14 protein-coding genes, 4 tRNA genes, 1 pseudogene and 1 riboswitch are annotated in these 18,625 nt (G+C 38.6%); of the genes and pseudogenes, 4 read left to right on the top strand and 15 right to left on the bottom strand.

Annotated features, from left to right (window positions below):
- Nucleotides 1–4: 4 nt before the first annotated feature.
- The 11 genes from AAHB12_RS29485 to AAHB12_RS29435 form a co-directional block, all read right to left on the bottom strand.
- Nucleotides 5–78, bottom strand: a tRNA-Arg gene (locus AAHB12_RS29485).
- Between the two features lie 7 nt (nt 79–85).
- Nucleotides 86–161, bottom strand: a tRNA-Val gene (locus AAHB12_RS29480).
- Between the two features lie 6 nt (nt 162–167).
- Nucleotides 168–242: transfer RNA gene (locus AAHB12_RS29475), tRNA-Glu, on the bottom strand.
- 6 nt (nt 243–248) lie between these two features.
- Nucleotides 249–339 (bottom strand) — tRNA-Ser (locus tag AAHB12_RS29470).
- A 365-nt stretch (nt 340–704) separates the two neighbouring features.
- Nucleotides 705–2,033, bottom strand: coding sequence for a glycoside hydrolase family 30 protein (locus AAHB12_RS29465; RefSeq protein WP_342048674.1), 1,329 nt, complete (start codon nt 2,031–2,033; stop codon nt 705–707).
- A gap of 53 nt (nt 2,034–2,086) precedes the next feature.
- The gene (locus tag AAHB12_RS29460) at nt 2,087–4,093 is read right to left on the bottom strand and encodes a beta-galactosidase (RefSeq protein WP_342048673.1); all 2,007 of its coding nucleotides are present in this window, start codon (nt 4,091–4,093) and stop codon (nt 2,087–2,089) included.
- A 39-nt stretch (nt 4,094–4,132) separates the two neighbouring features.
- Nucleotides 4,133–4,957, bottom strand: coding sequence for a carbohydrate ABC transporter permease (locus AAHB12_RS29455; RefSeq protein WP_342048672.1), 825 nt, complete (start codon nt 4,955–4,957; stop codon nt 4,133–4,135).
- Nucleotides 4,954–5,802 (bottom strand): carbohydrate ABC transporter permease, encoded by an 849-nt coding sequence (locus tag AAHB12_RS29450; RefSeq protein WP_129731365.1) that lies wholly within the window; start codon nt 5,800–5,802, stop codon nt 4,954–4,956. Before AAHB12_RS29450 ends, AAHB12_RS29455 begins: the two co-directional genes overlap by 4 nt.
- 178 nt (nt 5,803–5,980) lie before the next feature.
- The gene (locus AAHB12_RS29445; protein ID WP_342048671.1) at nt 5,981–7,261 is read right to left on the bottom strand and encodes an ABC transporter substrate-binding protein; all 1,281 of its coding nucleotides are present in this window, start codon (nt 7,259–7,261) and stop codon (nt 5,981–5,983) included.
- A gap of 131 nt (nt 7,262–7,392) precedes the next feature.
- Nucleotides 7,393–8,466 carry a response regulator transcription factor gene (locus tag AAHB12_RS29440; RefSeq protein WP_129731332.1) on the bottom strand — a complete coding sequence of 358 codons (1,074 nt, stop codon included), beginning with the start codon at nt 8,464–8,466 and terminating at the stop codon, nt 7,393–7,395.
- A 4-nt stretch (nt 8,467–8,470) separates the two neighbouring features.
- Nucleotides 8,471–10,279, bottom strand: coding sequence for a sensor histidine kinase (locus AAHB12_RS29435; RefSeq protein WP_129731334.1), 1,809 nt, complete (start codon nt 10,277–10,279; stop codon nt 8,471–8,473).
- 777 nt (nt 10,280–11,056) lie between these two features.
- Here AAHB12_RS29435 and AAHB12_RS29430 point away from each other — a divergent pair.
- From AAHB12_RS29430 to AAHB12_RS29415, 4 genes are all read left to right on the top strand, one after another.
- A complete protein-coding gene (locus tag AAHB12_RS29430) occupies nt 11,057–11,386 on the top strand; it encodes a hypothetical protein (RefSeq protein ID WP_342048670.1) in 330 nt (109 codons plus the stop codon).
- A 530-nt stretch (nt 11,387–11,916) separates the two neighbouring features.
- Nucleotides 11,917–12,075 (top strand): hypothetical protein, encoded by a 159-nt coding sequence (locus tag AAHB12_RS29425; protein ID WP_342048669.1) that lies wholly within the window; start codon nt 11,917–11,919, stop codon nt 12,073–12,075.
- 358 nt (nt 12,076–12,433) lie between these two features.
- Nucleotides 12,434–12,805 (top strand): helix-turn-helix domain-containing protein, encoded by a 372-nt coding sequence (locus AAHB12_RS29420; RefSeq protein WP_342048668.1) that lies wholly within the window; start codon nt 12,434–12,436, stop codon nt 12,803–12,805.
- 243 nt (nt 12,806–13,048) lie between these two features.
- A complete protein-coding gene (locus AAHB12_RS29415) occupies nt 13,049–13,552 on the top strand; it encodes a DinB family protein (protein ID WP_342048667.1) in 504 nt (167 codons plus the stop codon).
- 243 nt (nt 13,553–13,795) lie between these two features.
- Here the strand turns inward: AAHB12_RS29415 and AAHB12_RS29410 are convergent, their stop codons facing one another.
- The 4 genes and pseudogenes from AAHB12_RS29410 to AAHB12_RS29395 form a co-directional block, all read right to left on the bottom strand.
- A complete protein-coding gene (locus AAHB12_RS29410; protein ID WP_342048666.1) occupies nt 13,796–14,659 on the bottom strand; it encodes a hypothetical protein in 864 nt (287 codons plus the stop codon).
- A 386-nt stretch (nt 14,660–15,045) separates the two neighbouring features.
- Nucleotides 15,046–16,173: a 5-methyltetrahydropteroyltriglutamate--homocysteine S-methyltransferase gene (locus AAHB12_RS29405; protein WP_342048665.1), complete on the bottom strand. Its 1,128-nt coding sequence runs from the start codon at nt 16,171–16,173 to the stop codon at nt 15,046–15,048.
- An 81-nt stretch (nt 16,174–16,254) separates the two neighbouring features.
- Nucleotides 16,255–16,355: riboswitch (SAM riboswitch) on the bottom strand.
- Between the two features lie 391 nt (nt 16,356–16,746).
- A complete protein-coding gene (locus AAHB12_RS29400; protein WP_342048664.1) occupies nt 16,747–18,318 on the bottom strand; it encodes an alpha-L-rhamnosidase-related protein in 1,572 nt (523 codons plus the stop codon).
- A 120-nt stretch (nt 18,319–18,438) separates the two neighbouring features.
- Nucleotides 18,439–18,625: pseudogene (locus tag AAHB12_RS29395) on the bottom strand (carbohydrate ABC transporter permease); the annotation flags it as partial.

Here is an 18,625-nt window from a genome sequence, read left to right as displayed (position 1 = left end):
TAAGCGCGCCCGAAAGGACTCGAACCCATAACCTTCTGATCCGTAGTCAGACGCTCTATCCAATTGAGCTACGGGCGCATAATTATGGTGGAGGATGACGGGCTCGAACCGCCGACCCTCTGCTTGTAAGGCAGATGCTCTCCCAGCTGAGCTAATCCTCCACATGTTGGTGACCCGTACGGGATTCGAACCCGTGTTACCGCCGTGAAAGGGCGGTGTCTTAACCGCTTGACCAACGGGCCAGGTAATGGCGGAGAGCGAGGGATTCGAACCCTCGATACGCTTGTGACGTATACACGATTTCCAATCGTGCTCCTTCGGCCTCTCGGACAGCTCTCCATGTTGTATAGATTCTAAGTTGCAGTGCCTTGTCCGGCGACGCTTATTTATATTACAACATAAATTATAATTTGCAAATAACTTTTTTATATTTTTTTATTTCCTTTTTAACCCAAACTTATAGTCTGTAAATCTTAATTAAGAACCACTGAATAGAATTTCTATAAAGAAAACTTGCCAATTGGCGAGCCCTGCCTTTAGGCGAAGACTGTGACGGAGTTGTACTTACACTTTGTTCCTAAAATGTCCGGCTACATCGAACTAGCTTCTAACTGGAAATCTATCCTTTATTACAGTGCAAAAAAAAATCCCTATATCCACATCCTTTTGTGTACATAGGGATTATTCCTTTTAGCTCTTATTGGTTACAAAACAATTGTATTAAATGACTCTGGCTCTAGCAGCAATTGATGTGTCACACCGCCATCAGCAAGCCGGAGCTCCTGTGCCTCTTTAGATGGGTTAGCTACGACAACAACCTTAGAGCCATCAGGGTTTTCAAATGCAACTGTATTACCTGTCCAAGGTCCCTTCGTTTCGATTCTAACCGCCCCAGTTTCAACGAAATGAGAAAAATGCTTCATTACATAAAACTCTGGATTACTTGTCGCTTGCTTTGATGCAGGATCAGCCGTGATCATTGAATTTTGTTCCCAGCCCCAAGTGCTTGGACCCTTTGGTTCTAACACCATGTTCCAATAGACATAGCTGTTTACACCGTTTACAAAATAATGGCGGAACAGGCTATGGACATAGTGTGCATACTCCCATGTATTCTTCCCGTCGCCGCATTCATTTTCGGTTTGCATATAGCGTAATTCAGGATAGCTTTGGACCGTCTGCTGAACGACGTACTTTCCTGCCCATTGATAGCCAACCCCCTTAACATACTTATAAGCCTCGGGATCGCTAAGAACAGTATTTGCATAAGAATTATAATCCTCTGATGACTCAGTAAATAGTTTTTCTACTCTTCCGTTTATCGTTCCTAGCCATATTTCTGTATCCAGTCCATGCTTTTCAAATGCCGGTCCTAAATAGTCGCGGATAAACTCGCGAAGCTGTTCACCTGTCCATAGGCATGAAGGGAATTTTTGGTCAGCCGCTACCTCATTTTGAACGTGAACCTGGTCAATTTTAATTCCTTCTTGTGCGTATGCTTCTACAAACTTCACAAAATATAAAGCATATGCTTCTAGCACCTTCGGCTCCCAGCGCAGCGTTCCATAGTTGTAAGCCTTAGGGAACTTCATCCATGTCGGCGGGCTCCAAGGAGAAGCAAATAGCTTGATATCAGGATTGCGCTTTAAAGCTTCTTTTATATAGGGAATCAGGTATTTACGATCTCGTTCAATATTGAAATATTCCATCTCATAGTCGCCGTCTACTTCATTATGGCTGTACCATTCCAATGCATAATCGCTTGCGCCGATCGGCAGCCGGCAAATAGTAAGCTTACAGTCCCCATCAGGAGAAAACAAAGCATCATATACCTTATTTCGATCAGCTTCTGGCAAATGCTGCAAAGCTGCCATTCCTAATTCATTAAAGCAGCCGCCAAAGCCTTCAAATACCTGCTGCTTCAAATCAGTCAAAGCCAGGTTAGGAGAACCATCCACCGCCCTAACAGACTGTTTTTCGCTCCAATATGTTTGTCTTGAGCTAGAAATCCACTGAATTTGCTTATCGTTCATATTCCTTACTCCTCCCAAAGTGCTGCGTGTTTACTTTTATTTATATGAAACTATTAATTTTCTTCGATAATGATGACGCCCCATGCATCGACTTCCACTGCCTGTTCACTCTGTATTGCTGCCTCTGTAAGCAATTCAACTCCATCGTTATGTGGGTACTCGAAGGAGGCTGGGCAATCCGAGTAGTTGAAATAATAACGAACCACCTTGCCGGATTGATTGATGCCTGACTTCGTAATCAGCGGAAACTCCAGATTCTGGTCTGCTCCCCAAAGATCGGCTTGTTTCACAGCATGCTCCAATACCTTTTTCATGATAGCCGGACTTGTCATACACCCAATGTATGTAGCAATGCCCTTCCCGTAATGATTCTGGGTGATTGCCGCATATTGCCCCCAATGCGGATGGTCATAATAAGCTAATACCTCTGCGGTTGTAGGGGTAATCAGTTCCATCCACGTTTCGATATAATTATCCTCTGCCTCTACCTCAAATGGATCACCCTTCAGGGAAACATTTTTCGGCTCAACAAACATACTGTACGTGATGCCGCAAGCCTCGCTGATCATACCTGGTTGGCGCGTTGTTCTCACTTTGACATTTTCATCAGTAAACCCGCTTTTGAAGGAATACACGATATGACCGCCGTTTTTCACAAATTCATTTAATCTCTCTAGCAGGCTGTCCGACGCAGCATATAATGCTGGAACAACCAATAGCGTATAGTCCTCAAGATTTTCGCTGGCTGGATGAACAAAATCACAGCCGATATTCATTTTGTACAGCTCGTCATACATCATTCGCACTACATCATTGTAGTTTTTAGAGCTGGCAAAATTAAATTTAAACCATTCGATTGCTGTTAATGACTCGTTGCTGACAAGAACAGCCACCTTATTCTTTTTCTGTAGATTAACGAGCTGTGGCGAAAGCCTTTTAAAATCTCTGCCAATTGTTTTCGCTTCGTTGTAGACAGGATTTGGTTCAAAATCATGACTCAATAATCCCTTCCAGTAGGTCTCAAAGGAGTTATGAATCGAATGCCAATGCCAGTACGCAACCATATTAGCCCCGGAAGCCAGATGGCTGAAGGCCTGCAGGCGCAATTGGCCAGGGTAGGGAACCCAATTTACAAATGCCTGCGCTTCAGTTTCAATGACAAGATAATTACTGCCCTTCATGGAACGCGCCACATCTCCGCCAAAGGAGATTTCGATTCCTGTCAAATCATCCTGCGACGGATGATAAATATCCACACCCGCAAGATCAAATGCTTTGGCGGCTTCAAAATGATCAACTTTCGGCTGGATGCCGTAGGAATAACCTCTCCATTCAAAATCAAAATTCTGCGTGACAAACTGATCATTGCGCTTATATTCATTTACAATGGCAACCTGCCAAGTAAGAAAATCGGTTACAAGCTTCCTTAGGAACTTGGCAAATTCAGCACCCAAGCTGCCATTAATCGTTCCGACTACCGAAGGAAAGTCCTCCCAGCTATTAATGCGGTTGCTCCAATAATCCAGTCCAAATGCCGCATTTACACGCTCCAGCGTTTCGAATTTTTCTCTCATATATTTCACAAACGCTAGCTGAACATTCGGCCCTGACGTATTGTAATGCTTTGTTTCATTATCCGTTTGATAACCGATAACAGCAGGATGGTCTTTGACATGCCCAATCAATTTGCGAATAATTCTTTCGGCATAGAACAAATAGGTTGGGTTCGTAATATCCATAATCTGACGAGCCCCATATCGTCCTGGCCCTTGCGGCGTAATCGCCAATACGTCCGGATGCTCCTTGACCATCCAGGTGGGAACGGCATAGGTAGGGGTTCCCACAATAACCTTAATTCCTGCTTCATGCATGGCATCAAGTACTCTGTTAACCGATGTAAAATCAAATACCCCGTTTTGCGGTTCGTGAGTGCTCCAGGTTGATTCAGCAATCCGTACTACATTAATGCCAGCATCCTTCATCATTCCAATATCTTTTTCTAATCGATCGTAAGGCATGTATTCATCATAATACGCCACCCCGTATAAAAGTTTCTGCATACAATCCACTACCTTTCCTCTTTCAAACAACTTGATAGGTTACTTAATAGCTCCTTCTGCAATTCCTTTTAGAATGTATTTCTGGAAAATCGCATAGAAAATAACAACTGGCAAAGCCGTCATCACAAGGGAAGAAAGAATTTTTGGCCAATCATTGTTATATTCACCAAACAGCATGTTGATAGATAGCATTAACGTATAATTTTTCACATCGGTCAGCATAATCAAAGGTAATAAGAAATCATTCCATAGCCATAAGATATCTAAAATTAAGATTGTCGCAGTAATCGGTTTTAAAAGAGGAAAAATGATTTTGGTGAAGATTTGAAAATCATTACAGCCGTCGATTTTAGCAGCTTCCTCTAATTCTTTCGGGATTGTTTTAATGAAGCCATGGTACAAGAACACCGCCATATTCACTCCAAGTCCGATATAAATAAGACCTAATCCAAACGTTGACCCTTGAACGGACAATCCTTTCGCTACTTTAGTCAAGGTAACCATAATCGATTGAAATGGCACCAGCATGGATGCGATGAACAGGGCAAAGATGAAATTGCTTAATTTACCAGAGGTTCTAGCTAGTTTATATCCCGCTAACGATCCGCAAAAAACAATTCCTGCAAGCCCAACAACCGTAACAATAATCGTATTCCAGGCACTATGGAATAAATTAAGCTGATCGAAGACACCCGTATAGTTTTCAAAATGAAGCTTTGTAGGCAGCGCGAGTACAGATTTAAAGATTTCTCCTTGTGTTTTAAAAGAGTTAATGATAGCCATGTAAATCGGGAAAAACGAAATGACCGCGAATACTGCCAACAGCAGTGTAGCACCAACAGACGATAAGCGTTTTGCCATCATGATTCCACCTCTTTCTTTTTCAATACTCTCACTTGAATCAATGTTATAACTAACACAATCAGAAACAGAATCATCGCTTTTGCATTCGCATATCCATATCTAAAGTTATTAGAAAATGCTTCTTCGTAAATATTTAACGCCATGACCTGTGTATCTCTTCCTGGCCCGCCGGCTGTAAGAGCGTAAACAACATCGAAAACTTTAAATGCTCCGTTCAATGTTAGGAACGCACAAATTGTCACCGCATGCATAATCATCGGGATTGTAATATGGAAAAGTCTTTGAATCGAATTAGCTCCGTCAATCATAGCCGCCTCTTTAAGATGCTGCGGAACCCCTTGCAATGCTGCCATGTAGATGACCATCATATAACCAATGCCGTGCCATAGCGACACAATGAGAATGGAGTAAAAGGCAACTTGGGCATCTCCAATCCAATGCTGATCCAAAAAAGCAAGAAGGGCTTTTTTAGAAAGCTCTGGAAGAACGTTCGTAAAGATGAATGACCACATTAATGCACTAATAATCAAACTTAACATATTAGGCATAAAGAAAATGGTACGGAAAAAGCTTTTTGTTTTTCCTCTGGACTCAATCAATAATGCCAGCAGCAATGCAGCTGCATTTTGAAACACAAACATAAACACTGTATATTTGAGTGTAAAGAAGAAGGAATGACGGAAATCAACATCATCTCGAAATGCCTCAATATAATTACTGAACCCTACAAATTTGTAGGTTTGCGATAGACCGTTCCAGTCTGTAAAACTGTACATTCCAGCTCCGATCATGGGAATTAATAAAAATACGCAATAAAACAGGAATGCTGGGAGGACAAATAGCATTAAGCTAAGTGTTCCTTTCGACTTTTTCGCACTTAATGTGCTTTTAATACTTAATGGTTGTCCAATCCTTATCTCACTGCTTTGTTTTTTCAGCTGCAACATCATTCACACCTCACTAGAGCCTTGTTTTAGTTCTAGTAGCTCAGCCGCCTGAGCTACTAGAATGGTAGACAAAGCGTTATTTGTTAACCTTTTCAAATTGTTCCCAAGCCCGATCCAAGCCCTTCACAACATCTTCTTTTTTGGTATTGCCCGCAGAATAGCTTTGTAACAGCTTTTGTGACTCATCCTTCACTGCAGATGGAATAGCTGGATCTTGATAAGCCTGTCCTTGTTTTACATAATCATTTGCTTCCTTCATCCAGGCATATGGTTCAAAATTATGAACCTTTGCCACTGCATTGAAGCCAAGGCTCTTATAAAAGTCACTGGAATCGTTATCATCTAAAATGTAATTCACAAAATCCTTTGCAACTTCTTTATTCTTGCTTAGCTTTGATACAGCAAGTGATGTAGATGTACTAAGATTTAACAGCGTCGCTTTCGGATTATCATTTACAGGTAATGGAGCAACAGCAAATTCAAAATCCTTATTGGCTTTCGTAATAGATTCTGCCATCCACGGTCCCTGCACCCACATAGCCGCTTTACCATTTGCAAAATCAGATGCTCCCTGATCTGCGCCAACCTCCAAAGCTCGCCCTGTACCGTTCTCATTCACTAAATCTATGATGTCAAACATATTTTTCAATTCTGAGAATGAACCTTCGCCTTTACTCATTTTATCGATAAAATCAGGTTGATCCGTATTTACAGCTGCACCTACCGTTAACGGTAAAAACAACTGCGGAACATACACATCTTTATAAGATAATAAGAACGGAGTAATATTATGTTCTTTCAACACCTTTACGACTTCTTTCATTTCAGAAATAGTTTGTGGTACCTTCAAATTTAAATCGTTAAATATTTTTTTATTGTATAGGTACCCCCATTGAAGTGTTTCTAATGGGACAGCTACAACCTTTCCTTTGCTCGTAACAGCCGGCTTAATAGTATCGTATATTTTATCAACGAATGGTTCATTAGACAGGTCTTCCAAGTACCCAGCTTTATCGAAAAGAGGAATATCATTAATCGCATGTAAAGCAAAAACATCAGGACTATCACCAGAAGCAAGTCGTGTTTTTAACAATTGGCTCGCTTGGTTTTGGTTCGGCAGCTCCAGTTTAATTGTTACATCAATATTCTTCTCTGCCTTCTCCTTTTTCTTAAACTGCTCCAAATACTTTTCGTATTGAGCTTTAAACCGTGGTTGGGCAATAAAAAGCTTTAGCTCAACCTTTTTCCCTCCTGTATCCCCGCTTTTGCTAGAAGTAGATTGTGCGTCGGACGAACAACCAGCCAACAAACCGACCGCTGTAGTTAAGGCAAGTAACGTTGAAACCGCTTTCTTCATGTTAGATAACCTCCTGTTTGGTAATGTATGACCTGTCTCTATAGTAATCCTTTATGATCATCTCGAAAATTCAAAATATTAGCGCTTTCATTTGTACTTTTTTAGTTTGTACTTTTTTAGTTTGTACTTTTTTAGTTTGATCTCATTTCACCTGGAGAGAGCTTGAAATATTTTTTGAAAACACGATAGAAATAAGACACATCTTCATATCCGACCATTTGCGCGATGCTCTTAATTTGCAGCTCATTACTAATCAGCAGCTTTCTCGCATGCTCCATGCGATGGCTGATAATATATTCTGTAATATTGCATCCATACGTATTTTTAAATGCTTTGCTTAAATACTCCTTGCTGACAAAGAACTTGTTCGCTAATATCTCAAGGGAAATATGGGAATCTGTAAAGTTTCTCTCTATATATTCTTTAATCTCCCCCAAATTCACCCTATTTTTCCTTTTATTCATATGAAGCATATATTCTATAAAGTGTTTTCCCAAAGTCTGATGCTGCTCAATCATCCGCTCAAGAGACGTTTCTAATCTATCGTATAAACTTTTATTTTCTTCAAAAATATCGTTAACATTATAATTATTTTTCAGCATTTGCTCTTCTAATATCAGAATGAACTCTTGATGGATTTTGAACAGGGCATTTCTATCAATTCCCTCCATTTTCTTTAACTCTCCATAAAATCGCTGATGCGCACTTTCAAATCCTAGTACATTGGCTTCCTGCAAAAAAGATGTGACTGTTTTTTTATATTCTCTAATTAACAATGAAAGATTATGATTCGTAAAAGAAAAAGGCTGATACGTATAGGAATCCCGCTGACTTTTGATTTCCTTTGTGCATTTTTCTAAAGCAAGATTTAATTCATCTTCATGAATCGGTTTCAATAAATATTCATTCACCTTTGAATGGATGGCCTGTCTCATGTAAATGAAATCATTATAGCCGCTCGCTACAATAAGCTGAATATGAGGAAAACGTTCAGTAAGAGTTTGAAGCAGCTCCATCCCATCCATCCCTGGCATTTTCATGTCAGTAATCACAATATCCGGAGACAGCTTTTCAATAAGCTGTAATCCCTCCTCTCCATCACTCGCTTCCCCAATAATTTCAATCCCATACTGCCCCCATCTTCCAAATTGCTTAATAACCTCTCTTGTCCATTTTTCATCATCAACAATTATGGTTTTGAACATTTCTTTACCCCTCCAAAGTCTTCGTAGTAGGAATTCTCATGAGTATTTGCGTCCCTTGACCAGGTTCGCTTGTTATATCAAGGCCATAATCATTTCCGAAAGATAATTTAATCCTTGCATCCACATTCTTTACGCCGATGCTCCCTTTTGCTTCTAAAGGATAATCTATATTGGACTGCAGCTGCCCCTTAATCTCCTGTAACCGCTCTGCTTCTATCCCCATTCCATTATCCTTAATGACAATCTCTATATCCTCAAACACCTTTTGAACTTCAATCGATAATTTCCATACGCCCGTCTTCTTTTCAAATCCATGCTTAAAGGCATTTTCTACAATAGGCTGAATAGACAGCATCGGAATATAATCATGCTCGACCCCATCTTCGATAAAAATCTCCGTCTCTATTTTTCCTTCAAAGCGCAATTCCTGTATATACAGGTAGTTTTTGATATGCTCCATCTCTTGTTCAATCCAAACTAAGTTCCCGTGCTTTCTCGTAATATAACGAAACATATCGCTTAATGCACTCACAACAGAGTAAATTTTAGGAACATTATGCGCCACAGCCATCCCGCCAACAAGCTGCAGCGTGTTATATAAGAAGTGAGGATTCACTTGTGCCTGTAAGGCCATAAATTGAGCACTTCTTTTTTCTACTTCATTTTTGTATTCCCTTTCAATTAACTCCTTAATTCTATGAATCATAGACGTAAATCGCTTTTCAAGTAAACCAATCTCATCCCTGCTATGCACTTCAACTTTTACATCTAAATTATGATCCTCTACCTCCTGCATAGCGCGTGCTAGCTCAATAATCGGCTTTGTTGTTCTAAGTGATATAACAATAGATAAACCAACCGTAAGAATAATAGAGAAAATACTAATAATAATTCCGTACGTGAGTGTTTTAATCGATCCGCTTAAAATAACTTTGTTGGGAATTACCTTGACAACAATAACCTCATTATTTACAGCCTTTTGAAAAAAGATATAAGCTTTTTTTGTTTTCAAATAAGAAGTATGATTCTTACTGCTATTTATTTGCTTGATCACCTTTGCAAAATCAACAGGCGGCTCTTCTACTTGGTTAGGATTATACATAATATGCCCACTTCGATTTAATAGAAAAACAGAACTTTCCTTCTCTGATTCCAGCATATCTATGACACTGTCAATTAAGCTCCATTTCATTTCTACTGATATACCGCCAACGATTTTCCGATCTTCAAACCGAATAATGCTGCGAGTCAAAGTAAAGCTTTGTTTCACTTCATCACTTGTAAATCTGTAGGATGAATTCGGTGCTAAATGAGCCCACTTAGAACCAGTAGTATCATCAATTTCATCAACCAAATAACTATCATCCCTTAAGGAATACACAGTATGATTTTCTTTTGAATACAACGAAATGGCCCCAATATGTTCAGTTCCATAATAGAAAGAAAATAACTTATCCTCAATATAGTCCCATGCATTATACTGCAAGGACAAATCTCTCTTCGTATCACTGATACTCGGGACCAGCTTTTCATCGACTAGACTAGAGTATAAGAGTTTATCACTTTGCCTCACCTTTTCGTTTACATATTTTCCTGCTAACACAATTCTGGAGTGATTCGAGTTTACAATTTCCCTCTCAAAAGTACTTTGAGACACGTTAATTGCAAATATAATTAACAACAATAATGGCACAATCATGACCACAAGCATGAGAACCATAAGCTTATATCGTATACTGCTCGCGATACGGCGATACAAATTTTGATGTAAAAATGTTATAAATGTGTTCCAGTTTCGTTTTATCTTCAACATCGCAGCACTTTCCCTTATGACAAATTATTAGCTCCATACAGAAAACCCGCCGATTGGCGAACCCTGACTTCGGGCGAAAACAGAGGCGTAATTGCCCTTATACTTTATTCCTAAAATTTCTCACTACATCGAATGGGCTTCCTGCTAGAAATTTATACTTTCTTAAAGTGTAAAAACTAGATCACTACTTAATTAGGAAACTAAAATCGGGTAGGTGAGAGGATAGCATGGTCCCTCACTTACCCGATGCAAATATAAATAGAGAGTCGATTATCATGATTACGCCCTCTGCGGATCCCGAAAAACATCAAACTCAAATCTACAAACCTTTCAGAAGTAATATACGGATTGCTTGATTCGTAGAGTGGCACATTCCGAAATCATCCCCGTTAATAATGAAACAACGTTCATTCATTATTGGCCTTCTCCCCTTTATTTAAACCGCTTACATTCAAAAGCATCGTTAATACCTTCTAAAGCTCTATGTACTTCCCTTCATTTAAGAGACTAAGAGACTGTATTTCCTGCCGTTCCTATTTTCAGTATAACTACACATAAACTGGAAACTCAATCTAAAGTTTTTTCCATGTTACATCAATGACAAAGAGATTACATTTTTTATTTTCTACATAATATAACAAATTACCACTATCTCCTCCTGTTATAGTAATTATAAACAGCATCTTTTTGTAAGTGTTAAACAATCTTTCTTCCCTTGCTTTCTTGTACGGATATGTACGTATCTCAAATAAACTAGAAAAATTTTAGGAGGGGATTATGATGAAAAGGAAATTGTTAATAGGTAATCATTCGGTTGTTGAAATGCGGATTAAATATTATATGAAGTGCTTATTGGTAGAAACTCCTGAACACGTCATACAGTATCTAAAAAAACGTTTAAAAACATTTAAATGTATGTTAGAAAATCGCAATATGTATCCGAGGATTGTGGTAGTATCCGTACAAGATCTTATTAAGGAATATTCTTTAGATGTTATTCGTATTAAAGAATACATAAATAGGAAAAAAGATTATGATTCTCCGGGTCATACAACTACTGTAGGCTTTAACCTCAAAACAGGTATGGAAGGTAATATAAATTTATAAAGAAAACTCGCCGATTGACGAACCCTGCCTTTGGCGAAGACAGAGGCGTAGTTGCACTTATACTGTATTCCTAAAATTTCCCGCTACGTCGAATTCACTTCTAGCTGGAAATTTATACTTTCCTACAGTGTAAAGAAAACTCGCCGATTGACGAGCCCTGTCCTCGGGCGAAGACAGAGGCGTAGCTGCCCTGATACTTTATTCCTAAAATTACTCGTTACGTCGAATTGTCTGCCAGCTAGAAATTTATACTTTCTGGTGTAAATCAAAAGATGACATTTCTTCTTAAATTAGGCTCCTGACGTGTATATCAATCATGTTCACCGGATATAATTTTTATTAGCAGGAGCTAAAGCTTCTTAGACAACTTCGATAATCTCCACTAACACAGTAGAACACTCAAAGTAGTATCAATGACCTTGCTAGTTACAAAAACCGACCTCCAGAAGAGCTTGAAATCCACAGTTTTTATTCTTTTGCAGCCTTAATTTCAGAAGGACTTATCTTTGAAAAAGAACAGGAGGAACCTTATGTATCATAATACTGAGCCGCAACAATGGGTGAATGACTATTTAGATTTGTACCTTTATGCCGGAAGAATCGGTGATCAGTCTTGGCAACAAGAAATCCTCGCTAAATTAATAAACTTTTCAACAAACCAACTATCTAGACCAGCTATAACCTACTAAATTGAACTCTTAACCTTGAAGTAAAATACCTAGCTTATCTGTTTCCGTATAACATAGGAGACAAATAGACTAGGTATTTTTTATGAAGCTAGTGCAAGAAATACTCACTTTATATAGGACTTCCATTCATGCTTTACATCTCCAAAGATTATCAGGAAATGATTTATTAACGGACTTTTTCGTAAATTCCATTTACTAGCAAAAGAAAAACAGTCGGTATATACTGTTTTCGAAAGGTCAAGACCATAGACTCAAGGACTTAATCAGATAAGCATTGTGGGAATACTCTCATCCACAGCTTTGCTCCGTTGAAGCCATTAATTCCTATATGTTATTGATTTTTACTGAGCTGCTGCGGATGTACCATAGCTCACCTAAAACTAAAGAACCAAGTTTAAAAAAGGCAGTCGTTTCAGATATACTTGCTTATATGGAAAAGAATTATCAGTCGATTACATTAGAACAAACAGCGGAAAAGTTCCACTTTCATCCGAATCATTTAACAAGGGTATTAAAAAATAATTTAGGAAAAACATTTATTGAGTTATCTCATCAATTAAAGATAAAGAATGCTTGTACCCTGCTGGAAAATACAGATTTAACAATCGATTTAATCACTAATAAAATTGGCTATAGTAATATCGCCTTTTTCTACAAAGCCTTTAAAAGAATTCATGGCGTTACTCCTGCCGAGTACCGTAAAAGAAATAAGGAAAGCCCTACTCTTTGATAGAGTAGGGCGCTATTCTTAGTTAGATCCGGTATGTATAATTATTCTCCATTTCAGGTTGATGGTAACCTCTTTTTTCCCTGCCTATAGAAGCTGAATTTACTCTAAAAATCACAGCATAATTGGGATGTTATTTATGCAATGAATGATGTTATATCCAAAAGGAAATAAGGAAAGTTGAGATACGAGAACAAATGTTTTATAATAAATCTCCACTACTAATGAATTTTGGAGGAATTATATATGTATGTAACGATTTCGGACTTTATTAAAGAATGGAATAGGGAAGCTATGCTAACTCAAAACGTTTTAGATGGTTTGACAGATGAATCTTTAAAACAACAAGTTTATTCAGAAGGGCGCACTTTAGGAAGGATTGCATGGCATTTAACAACAAGTATTCCAGATTATTTAGCTCATTTTGGATTAAACATTAATGGAGTAGCAAATGCAGAAGGCGTCCCAGCTTCAGCAAAAGAAATTGCTGCAACCTTTAGAGAGGTAAGTTCTTACGCAGCCCAAATTATTGAACAACAATGGACAGACCAATCTCTAGAACAAATACAAGTAGCATTTGGGAGACAGGAATCAAATGCCCAAATACTAATGGGGCTAATCAAACACATTGTTCATCATCGTGGCCAAATTACCATTCTGATGCGCCAAGCAGGATTGAAACCATTTGGGGTTTATGGACCACCAAAAGAAGATTGGATTCATTTAGGAGTAGAAAATTCACCACTTTAAGAACATCATCTAATACGGGCTTATCTTGAATATAACAGATATAGCAGACTCACCGACTGGAGACATTGTCAATCCCTTATGCTCCCTTATATCACTTTCTCTTATAGTTGATATACGTGACAAGATCCTATAAGTTTCATAAATTAGGAAAGCTCACAATAAAGACCGCCCATTATCTATAAATGCAGAAGGCGGTCTTATCTATATTTCTATCATGATAGTGTTGCACTAATGTTTTGCTAGTTACGGGAGGATCACTCTCGTAGCCTGTAGAGTAGCTTGATTATTATTTTGGATTGTTAAGTTCACATCGTAATAACCTCTCTGAGCAGACGTACAGCTATAATCACCTGAACATCCGGTCACAAAAAACGGCGTATTCGGAAAGTTAGCATGAATATTAGTTAATCTCGAATAAAATACATGTGCATGGTGAGTGAAAATGCCCAAGATTCTATTTCTTACATTGGCAGGTATCGCATTAAAAAACCTATTTGTTTCTTGCCTACTCACAACATGGTCTCGATTCACTGTATTATATATTCCAGGAACATACAAAGGCCAATGAAAATCGATAATATAGTAATGATTAGCATCCAAACTGTTTAGTAGGTTTATACTAGCCGGGCTAAATGTTCCAGTTCCATTATCCAGCCAGACATGCTGTACCAGTCCCTGTGTTGCTGGAATATTAACTCGTCCAGTAAAATCGTTGAAATAGTGTAGAAATAAGTTTCGACTATTATTCCTATCGGTATCTTCCCAATTTCCGATAGATGTTCTATGGTAGATATTTCTTGGCGTCAAAACTCCATCAACAATATCTGTGAATTGCTGATAATACCTTTCAGCTTCTTGACTTGTAAAAGCTCCTAAAGCGTGCGCATTATCTCCACCAAAAATAATATACCTTTTGTTTCCACTACTCACCACTCTCGGTAAAAAAGCACGAAACATACTTTGGCGGCTATTTTGATATCCTACATGACTATCACCTACAACCGCCAAATTGACGTTATACGATCCCGTAGGCAAGGTTGGTGAAGAGCTACAGTTGTCGTTTTTATTCTTATTACAATCGTAATTATAATTAACTATTTTTATCACCTGTTCTTTATCCTTTTATATCTTTCTTGATATCCTATTAAATAGATGAAACAGTGCCTGTACACTCTTAAGAAATGTGTTTTTATTTAGAGGTATCCATTTCACACATGGATAATTGCAATGATTTGAAGACGAATCCAAAATGAGATTCAATAGCGTTGAATTGCTATTATTTCAACTATGTAATTAGTATCGACAATAGTAATAAGGGGATATTGATTATCGATTTAAAAATAATTGGAAAGCGAATCAAACTGTATTCCTAAAATTTCTCGCTACGTCGAATGGGCTTCCAGCTGGAAATTTATACTTCCTTACAGTGTAAAGAAAACCCTCCCTACTTAGCCATAGAAGGGAGGGCTCATACTGCTATTTCAAATCACTGTTTAGTTGTTTCCCCATACATCTTCAGCAATTTTAATTACATGTTTTATCTTATTCCATTGATCTTCTTCCGTTAATTTATTTCCTTCTTCCGTACTTGCAAATCCGCATTGAGGACTTAATGCTAGGTTTTCTAGAGGAATAGATTGACTTGCTTCTTTGATTCGCTCTTTAATCAATTTAGGATCCTCTAGTTCAGGGAATTTAGATGTAATTAATCCTAAGATAACGGTTTGGTCATTACGTTTAAAGTTCTTTAATGGTTCAAAATCACCTGAACGTTGATCATCATATTCCAAGAAGAGTCCATCTACATTTAAGTTAGCAAATATTGCATCAGATATATTGTCGTACCCGCCACTTGTAATATATGTAGACCTGAAGTTCCCACGACAAATATGCATTGTAATTACCATATCAGCAGGCTTCTTGGAAATAGAATCATTTAAGCAACGTACTCTAGTATCGATAATGTCCTGTACATCCATGCCGAGTTTTTCAACGACTGCTTGTATACGTTCTTCAGAAACAAAATCAATCCAGGAAGTATCGTCTAATTGTAAATAACGGCAGCCTGCATCATAGAAAGCTTGAATTGCTTTTTGGTAAGCTGCTACTGTATCATTATAAAACTCCTCTTGGTTGCCGCTATAATACTCATCACCTTGAATTCTAGTGAATAACATATTAGGACTTGGAATGGAGAACTTAGCCACTTGGCTTCCATCACCATATTGGTTAACAGCTTCTTTTAGGAACTTGAAGTGTTCTAGCATATAATGATTATTAAAGCCTACTTTACCAACTACTTTGATTGCCGTATTTTTTGTTTTGGCACCCTTGAAGTTACTTATATATTCCGTTTCAAACTCAGCTACCCCTTCTAAACCTGATAAAAAATCTAAGTGCCACCACGAGCGTCTAAATTCGCCATCCGTGATTGATTTAAGGCCTACCTCAATTTGTTTTTGCACAAGCTTCGCAATCTCTGTATCCTCTACAGCCTTTAGGGCATCCTTATCGATTTCCTCATTCGCATAAGCTGTTCTTGCTTCTTTAATAGGCGCCGTTCTTAGAAAGCTTCCTACATGATCGGCTTTAAATGGAGCTTTCACTAGTGTTGTTGTCATATTGAATTTCCTTCTTTCTTTAATAATCAAAAAACCCTCTTCTCAAAAATAAGAAGAGGGTAATTACCGTAATAGGTTCTCTTCTTATCTTCAAGCAAATCGCTCCTGGAATTGGCACAGTACTTAAATAGTCCGCTGCCGAGGTCTCATAGGGCCAGTCCCTCCACCTCTCAGGATAAGAATATTCAAAAATATTTAACTAGACAAATATTTAACTTAGTAATTAAACTACACTTGTTTTGTTGCCCTGTCAATAAGTTTTTTTAAAGAAAACTCGCCGATTGGCGAGCCCCGCTCTTGGGCGAAGACAGAGGCGTAGTTGCACTTATACTGTATTCCTAAAATTTCTCGCTACGCCGAATGGGCTTCCTGTTAGAAATTTATACTTTCTTAAAGTGTAAAGAAAACTCGCCGATTGGCGAGATCCGCCCTTGGGCGAAGACAGAGGAGAGGCGTAGTTGCACTTATACTGTATTCCTAAAATTTCCGACTACGCCGAATGACCTTCTAGCTGGAAATTTATACTTCCCTACAGTGTAAAAAAGTAATCCTTTAAGCATTTTATAGGGAAATTTACAAATTATATTTTCGAATCAAATAAGTCGGCGTACAGCTCCACGCATGGCAGTAGCTATTAATCAAATAACTGCCGTACGGTGAAAAGTCTTTATTATTAGGGTCATATAATTCCCAGAACGTATCTGCACCGTCATGGATCATTTCACCCCAGTACGCTTTTAGCTGTTCAACTGCCTTTTCTTTTTCGCCTACTATAATAAGTGCTTCCACTAAGTAATGGTACATATACGGTGTTGTGAGGACAATCTCAGGTTTCTCTGACAATAGACGGTTCATAAGCTGACGATTTTCCTCTGGCTCTAGTACCTCCGCCAATGCCATCCAAATCTGGCTTGCCCACGAAATTTGTTTTTCTGCTCCGCTTACGAAAAAGCCTTTTTCTTCGTCCCATAGATGGGTAATCGTTGCCGTTACAATCTCCTGCAGACGCTCTTCTAAGAAAGCCTGCTTGTCGCTGCCCAACACCTTTGCCATTTCAATTGCCCGCTTGATCGCATGAATAAGCACAGCCTGCGAAGGAGCTTGCTTGTTTAATTCCTGGTGCCAATCAATAAATGACCACCACGATTTATCATCCTTTACAATATTGTGCTCATCTAATCGTTCTAATGCGAGCTCAATTTGACGATAAGCACTAGGCCATAGCTCCACTAGCGTCTCTTTGTCGTTCGTCGCAAAGTAATAGTCATGCAATGTTGTTGAAAATAGCAGTGAATAGTCAAATAAGTATATGTCATCTGGAATTAATGATGGCGCAATAAATACATTTGCCATAATTTTTCCTCTATCATCCGGCACACCTGCAAATAAATATAAGCAGCGTTTTACTAAATCATTATTTTGGAATGTCTCGTAATTTGCTAATGCCTGAAGCCGTAAATCGCCGAGCCATAAACGACGGTCGCGCTTCGGTCCATCCTCAAATACATCCTGCATGCAATCCTGCAGCGTTTTAATGCTCACCTGATCAATCTGAGCCAGCAACGAATCCTTATGCTGAAGTGGAATAACACGGGATGGATCAGCCGATGTCACTGTTTGGCATTGTATATCATCGAATGCGACACGATATTTTCGCGATGTATCCAACACTTCAAATTTAATATAACGGAAGCTATAACGGCGTGGTAATTCGATACGAGCTGGCAGCACATCCACATAAATCGTTTCTTCCTGCAGCCATGAACTGCTTAACCAACCGTCATATTCTGAAAATGGCTCTGCCATTTCAACTGGCATTTCACCGAATGTTAATTTAAGACTAAGAGGTGCATCAGGCGGACTGCCAACCGGTCTAATTTTCATGGATACATAGCCAACCTGGTGCGTACCAAAATCAAGGATAAATTCATCTCCCTTACCATAGGACTGTCCTGCTTGGGATTCAATGGCTTGCGCTCGCCAGCCATGGATAACGGCTGGATCCGCTACTACCTCTACAAAGTTTTGCGGCATTACCGTTTCTCTTACTAGCTCTGGCTTTAATTGTTCAGACTTTGCGATAAAGTCTTCATTACGATCAATTACCAAATCATTCATTATTTGAGTTTGTGCTTCGTTTGCCATAAGTATTCCTCCCCGTCTTAGCCTTTTTGCATTATCAGCTTTCTATTCCTAAAACAAATACTGAACACTTTAGTAGTATTCAGTATTTGTTTTATGCTTTGATTTACATTGGCTAGAACTTTACTTCACAGATCCCGCTGTCATACCTGCCACGATTTTCTTGTTGAAGAAAATAAATAGGACGAGTGGCGGAATCGAGATTAACACGATATTTGTAAATAACAGATTCCACTGCGTATTGTACATGCTTGAGAAGTTATACAACGTAAGCTGAATAGTTGCATTTTTGGCACCTGGATAAAAGTAA

It is taken from the genome of Bacillus sp. OTU530 (genome assembly GCF_038440375.1).
This window is presented reverse-complemented; position numbering and strand designations above follow the sequence as displayed.

Coding starts and splice junctions, on each gene's coding strand:
- AAHB12_RS29420 (WP_342048668.1), top strand. CDS start 12,434: ATGTACCATAGCTCACCTAAAACTAAAGAACCAAGTTTAAAAAAGGCA.
- AAHB12_RS29455 (WP_342048672.1), bottom strand. CDS start 4,957: ATGATGGCAAAACGCTTATCGTCTGTTGGTGCTACACTGCTGTTGGCA.
- AAHB12_RS29440 (WP_129731332.1), bottom strand. CDS start 8,466: ATGTTCAAAACCATAATTGTTGATGATGAAAAATGGACAAGAGAGGTT.
- AAHB12_RS29415 (WP_342048667.1), top strand. CDS start 13,049: ATGTATGTAACGATTTCGGACTTTATTAAAGAATGGAATAGGGAAGCT.
- AAHB12_RS29465 (WP_342048674.1), bottom strand. CDS start 2,033: ATGAACGATAAGCAAATTCAGTGGATTTCTAGCTCAAGACAAACATAT.
- AAHB12_RS29430 (WP_342048670.1), top strand. CDS start 11,057: ATGATGAAAAGGAAATTGTTAATAGGTAATCATTCGGTTGTTGAAATG.
- AAHB12_RS29445 (WP_342048671.1), bottom strand. CDS start 7,261: ATGAAGAAAGCGGTTTCAACGTTACTTGCCTTAACTACAGCGGTCGGT.
- AAHB12_RS29460 (WP_342048673.1), bottom strand. CDS start 4,093: ATGCAGAAACTTTTATACGGGGTGGCGTATTATGATGAATACATGCCT.
- AAHB12_RS29405 (WP_342048665.1), bottom strand. CDS start 16,173: ATGACAACAACACTAGTGAAAGCTCCATTTAAAGCCGATCATGTAGGA.
- AAHB12_RS29450 (WP_129731365.1), bottom strand. CDS start 5,802: ATGCTATTTGTCCTCCCAGCATTCCTGTTTTATTGCGTATTTTTATTA.
- AAHB12_RS29425 (WP_342048669.1), top strand. CDS start 11,917: ATGTATCATAATACTGAGCCGCAACAATGGGTGAATGACTATTTAGAT.
- AAHB12_RS29400 (WP_342048664.1), bottom strand. CDS start 18,318: ATGGCAAACGAAGCACAAACTCAAATAATGAATGATTTGGTAATTGAT.
- AAHB12_RS29435 (WP_129731334.1), bottom strand. CDS start 10,279: ATGTTGAAGATAAAACGAAACTGGAACACATTTATAACATTTTTACAT.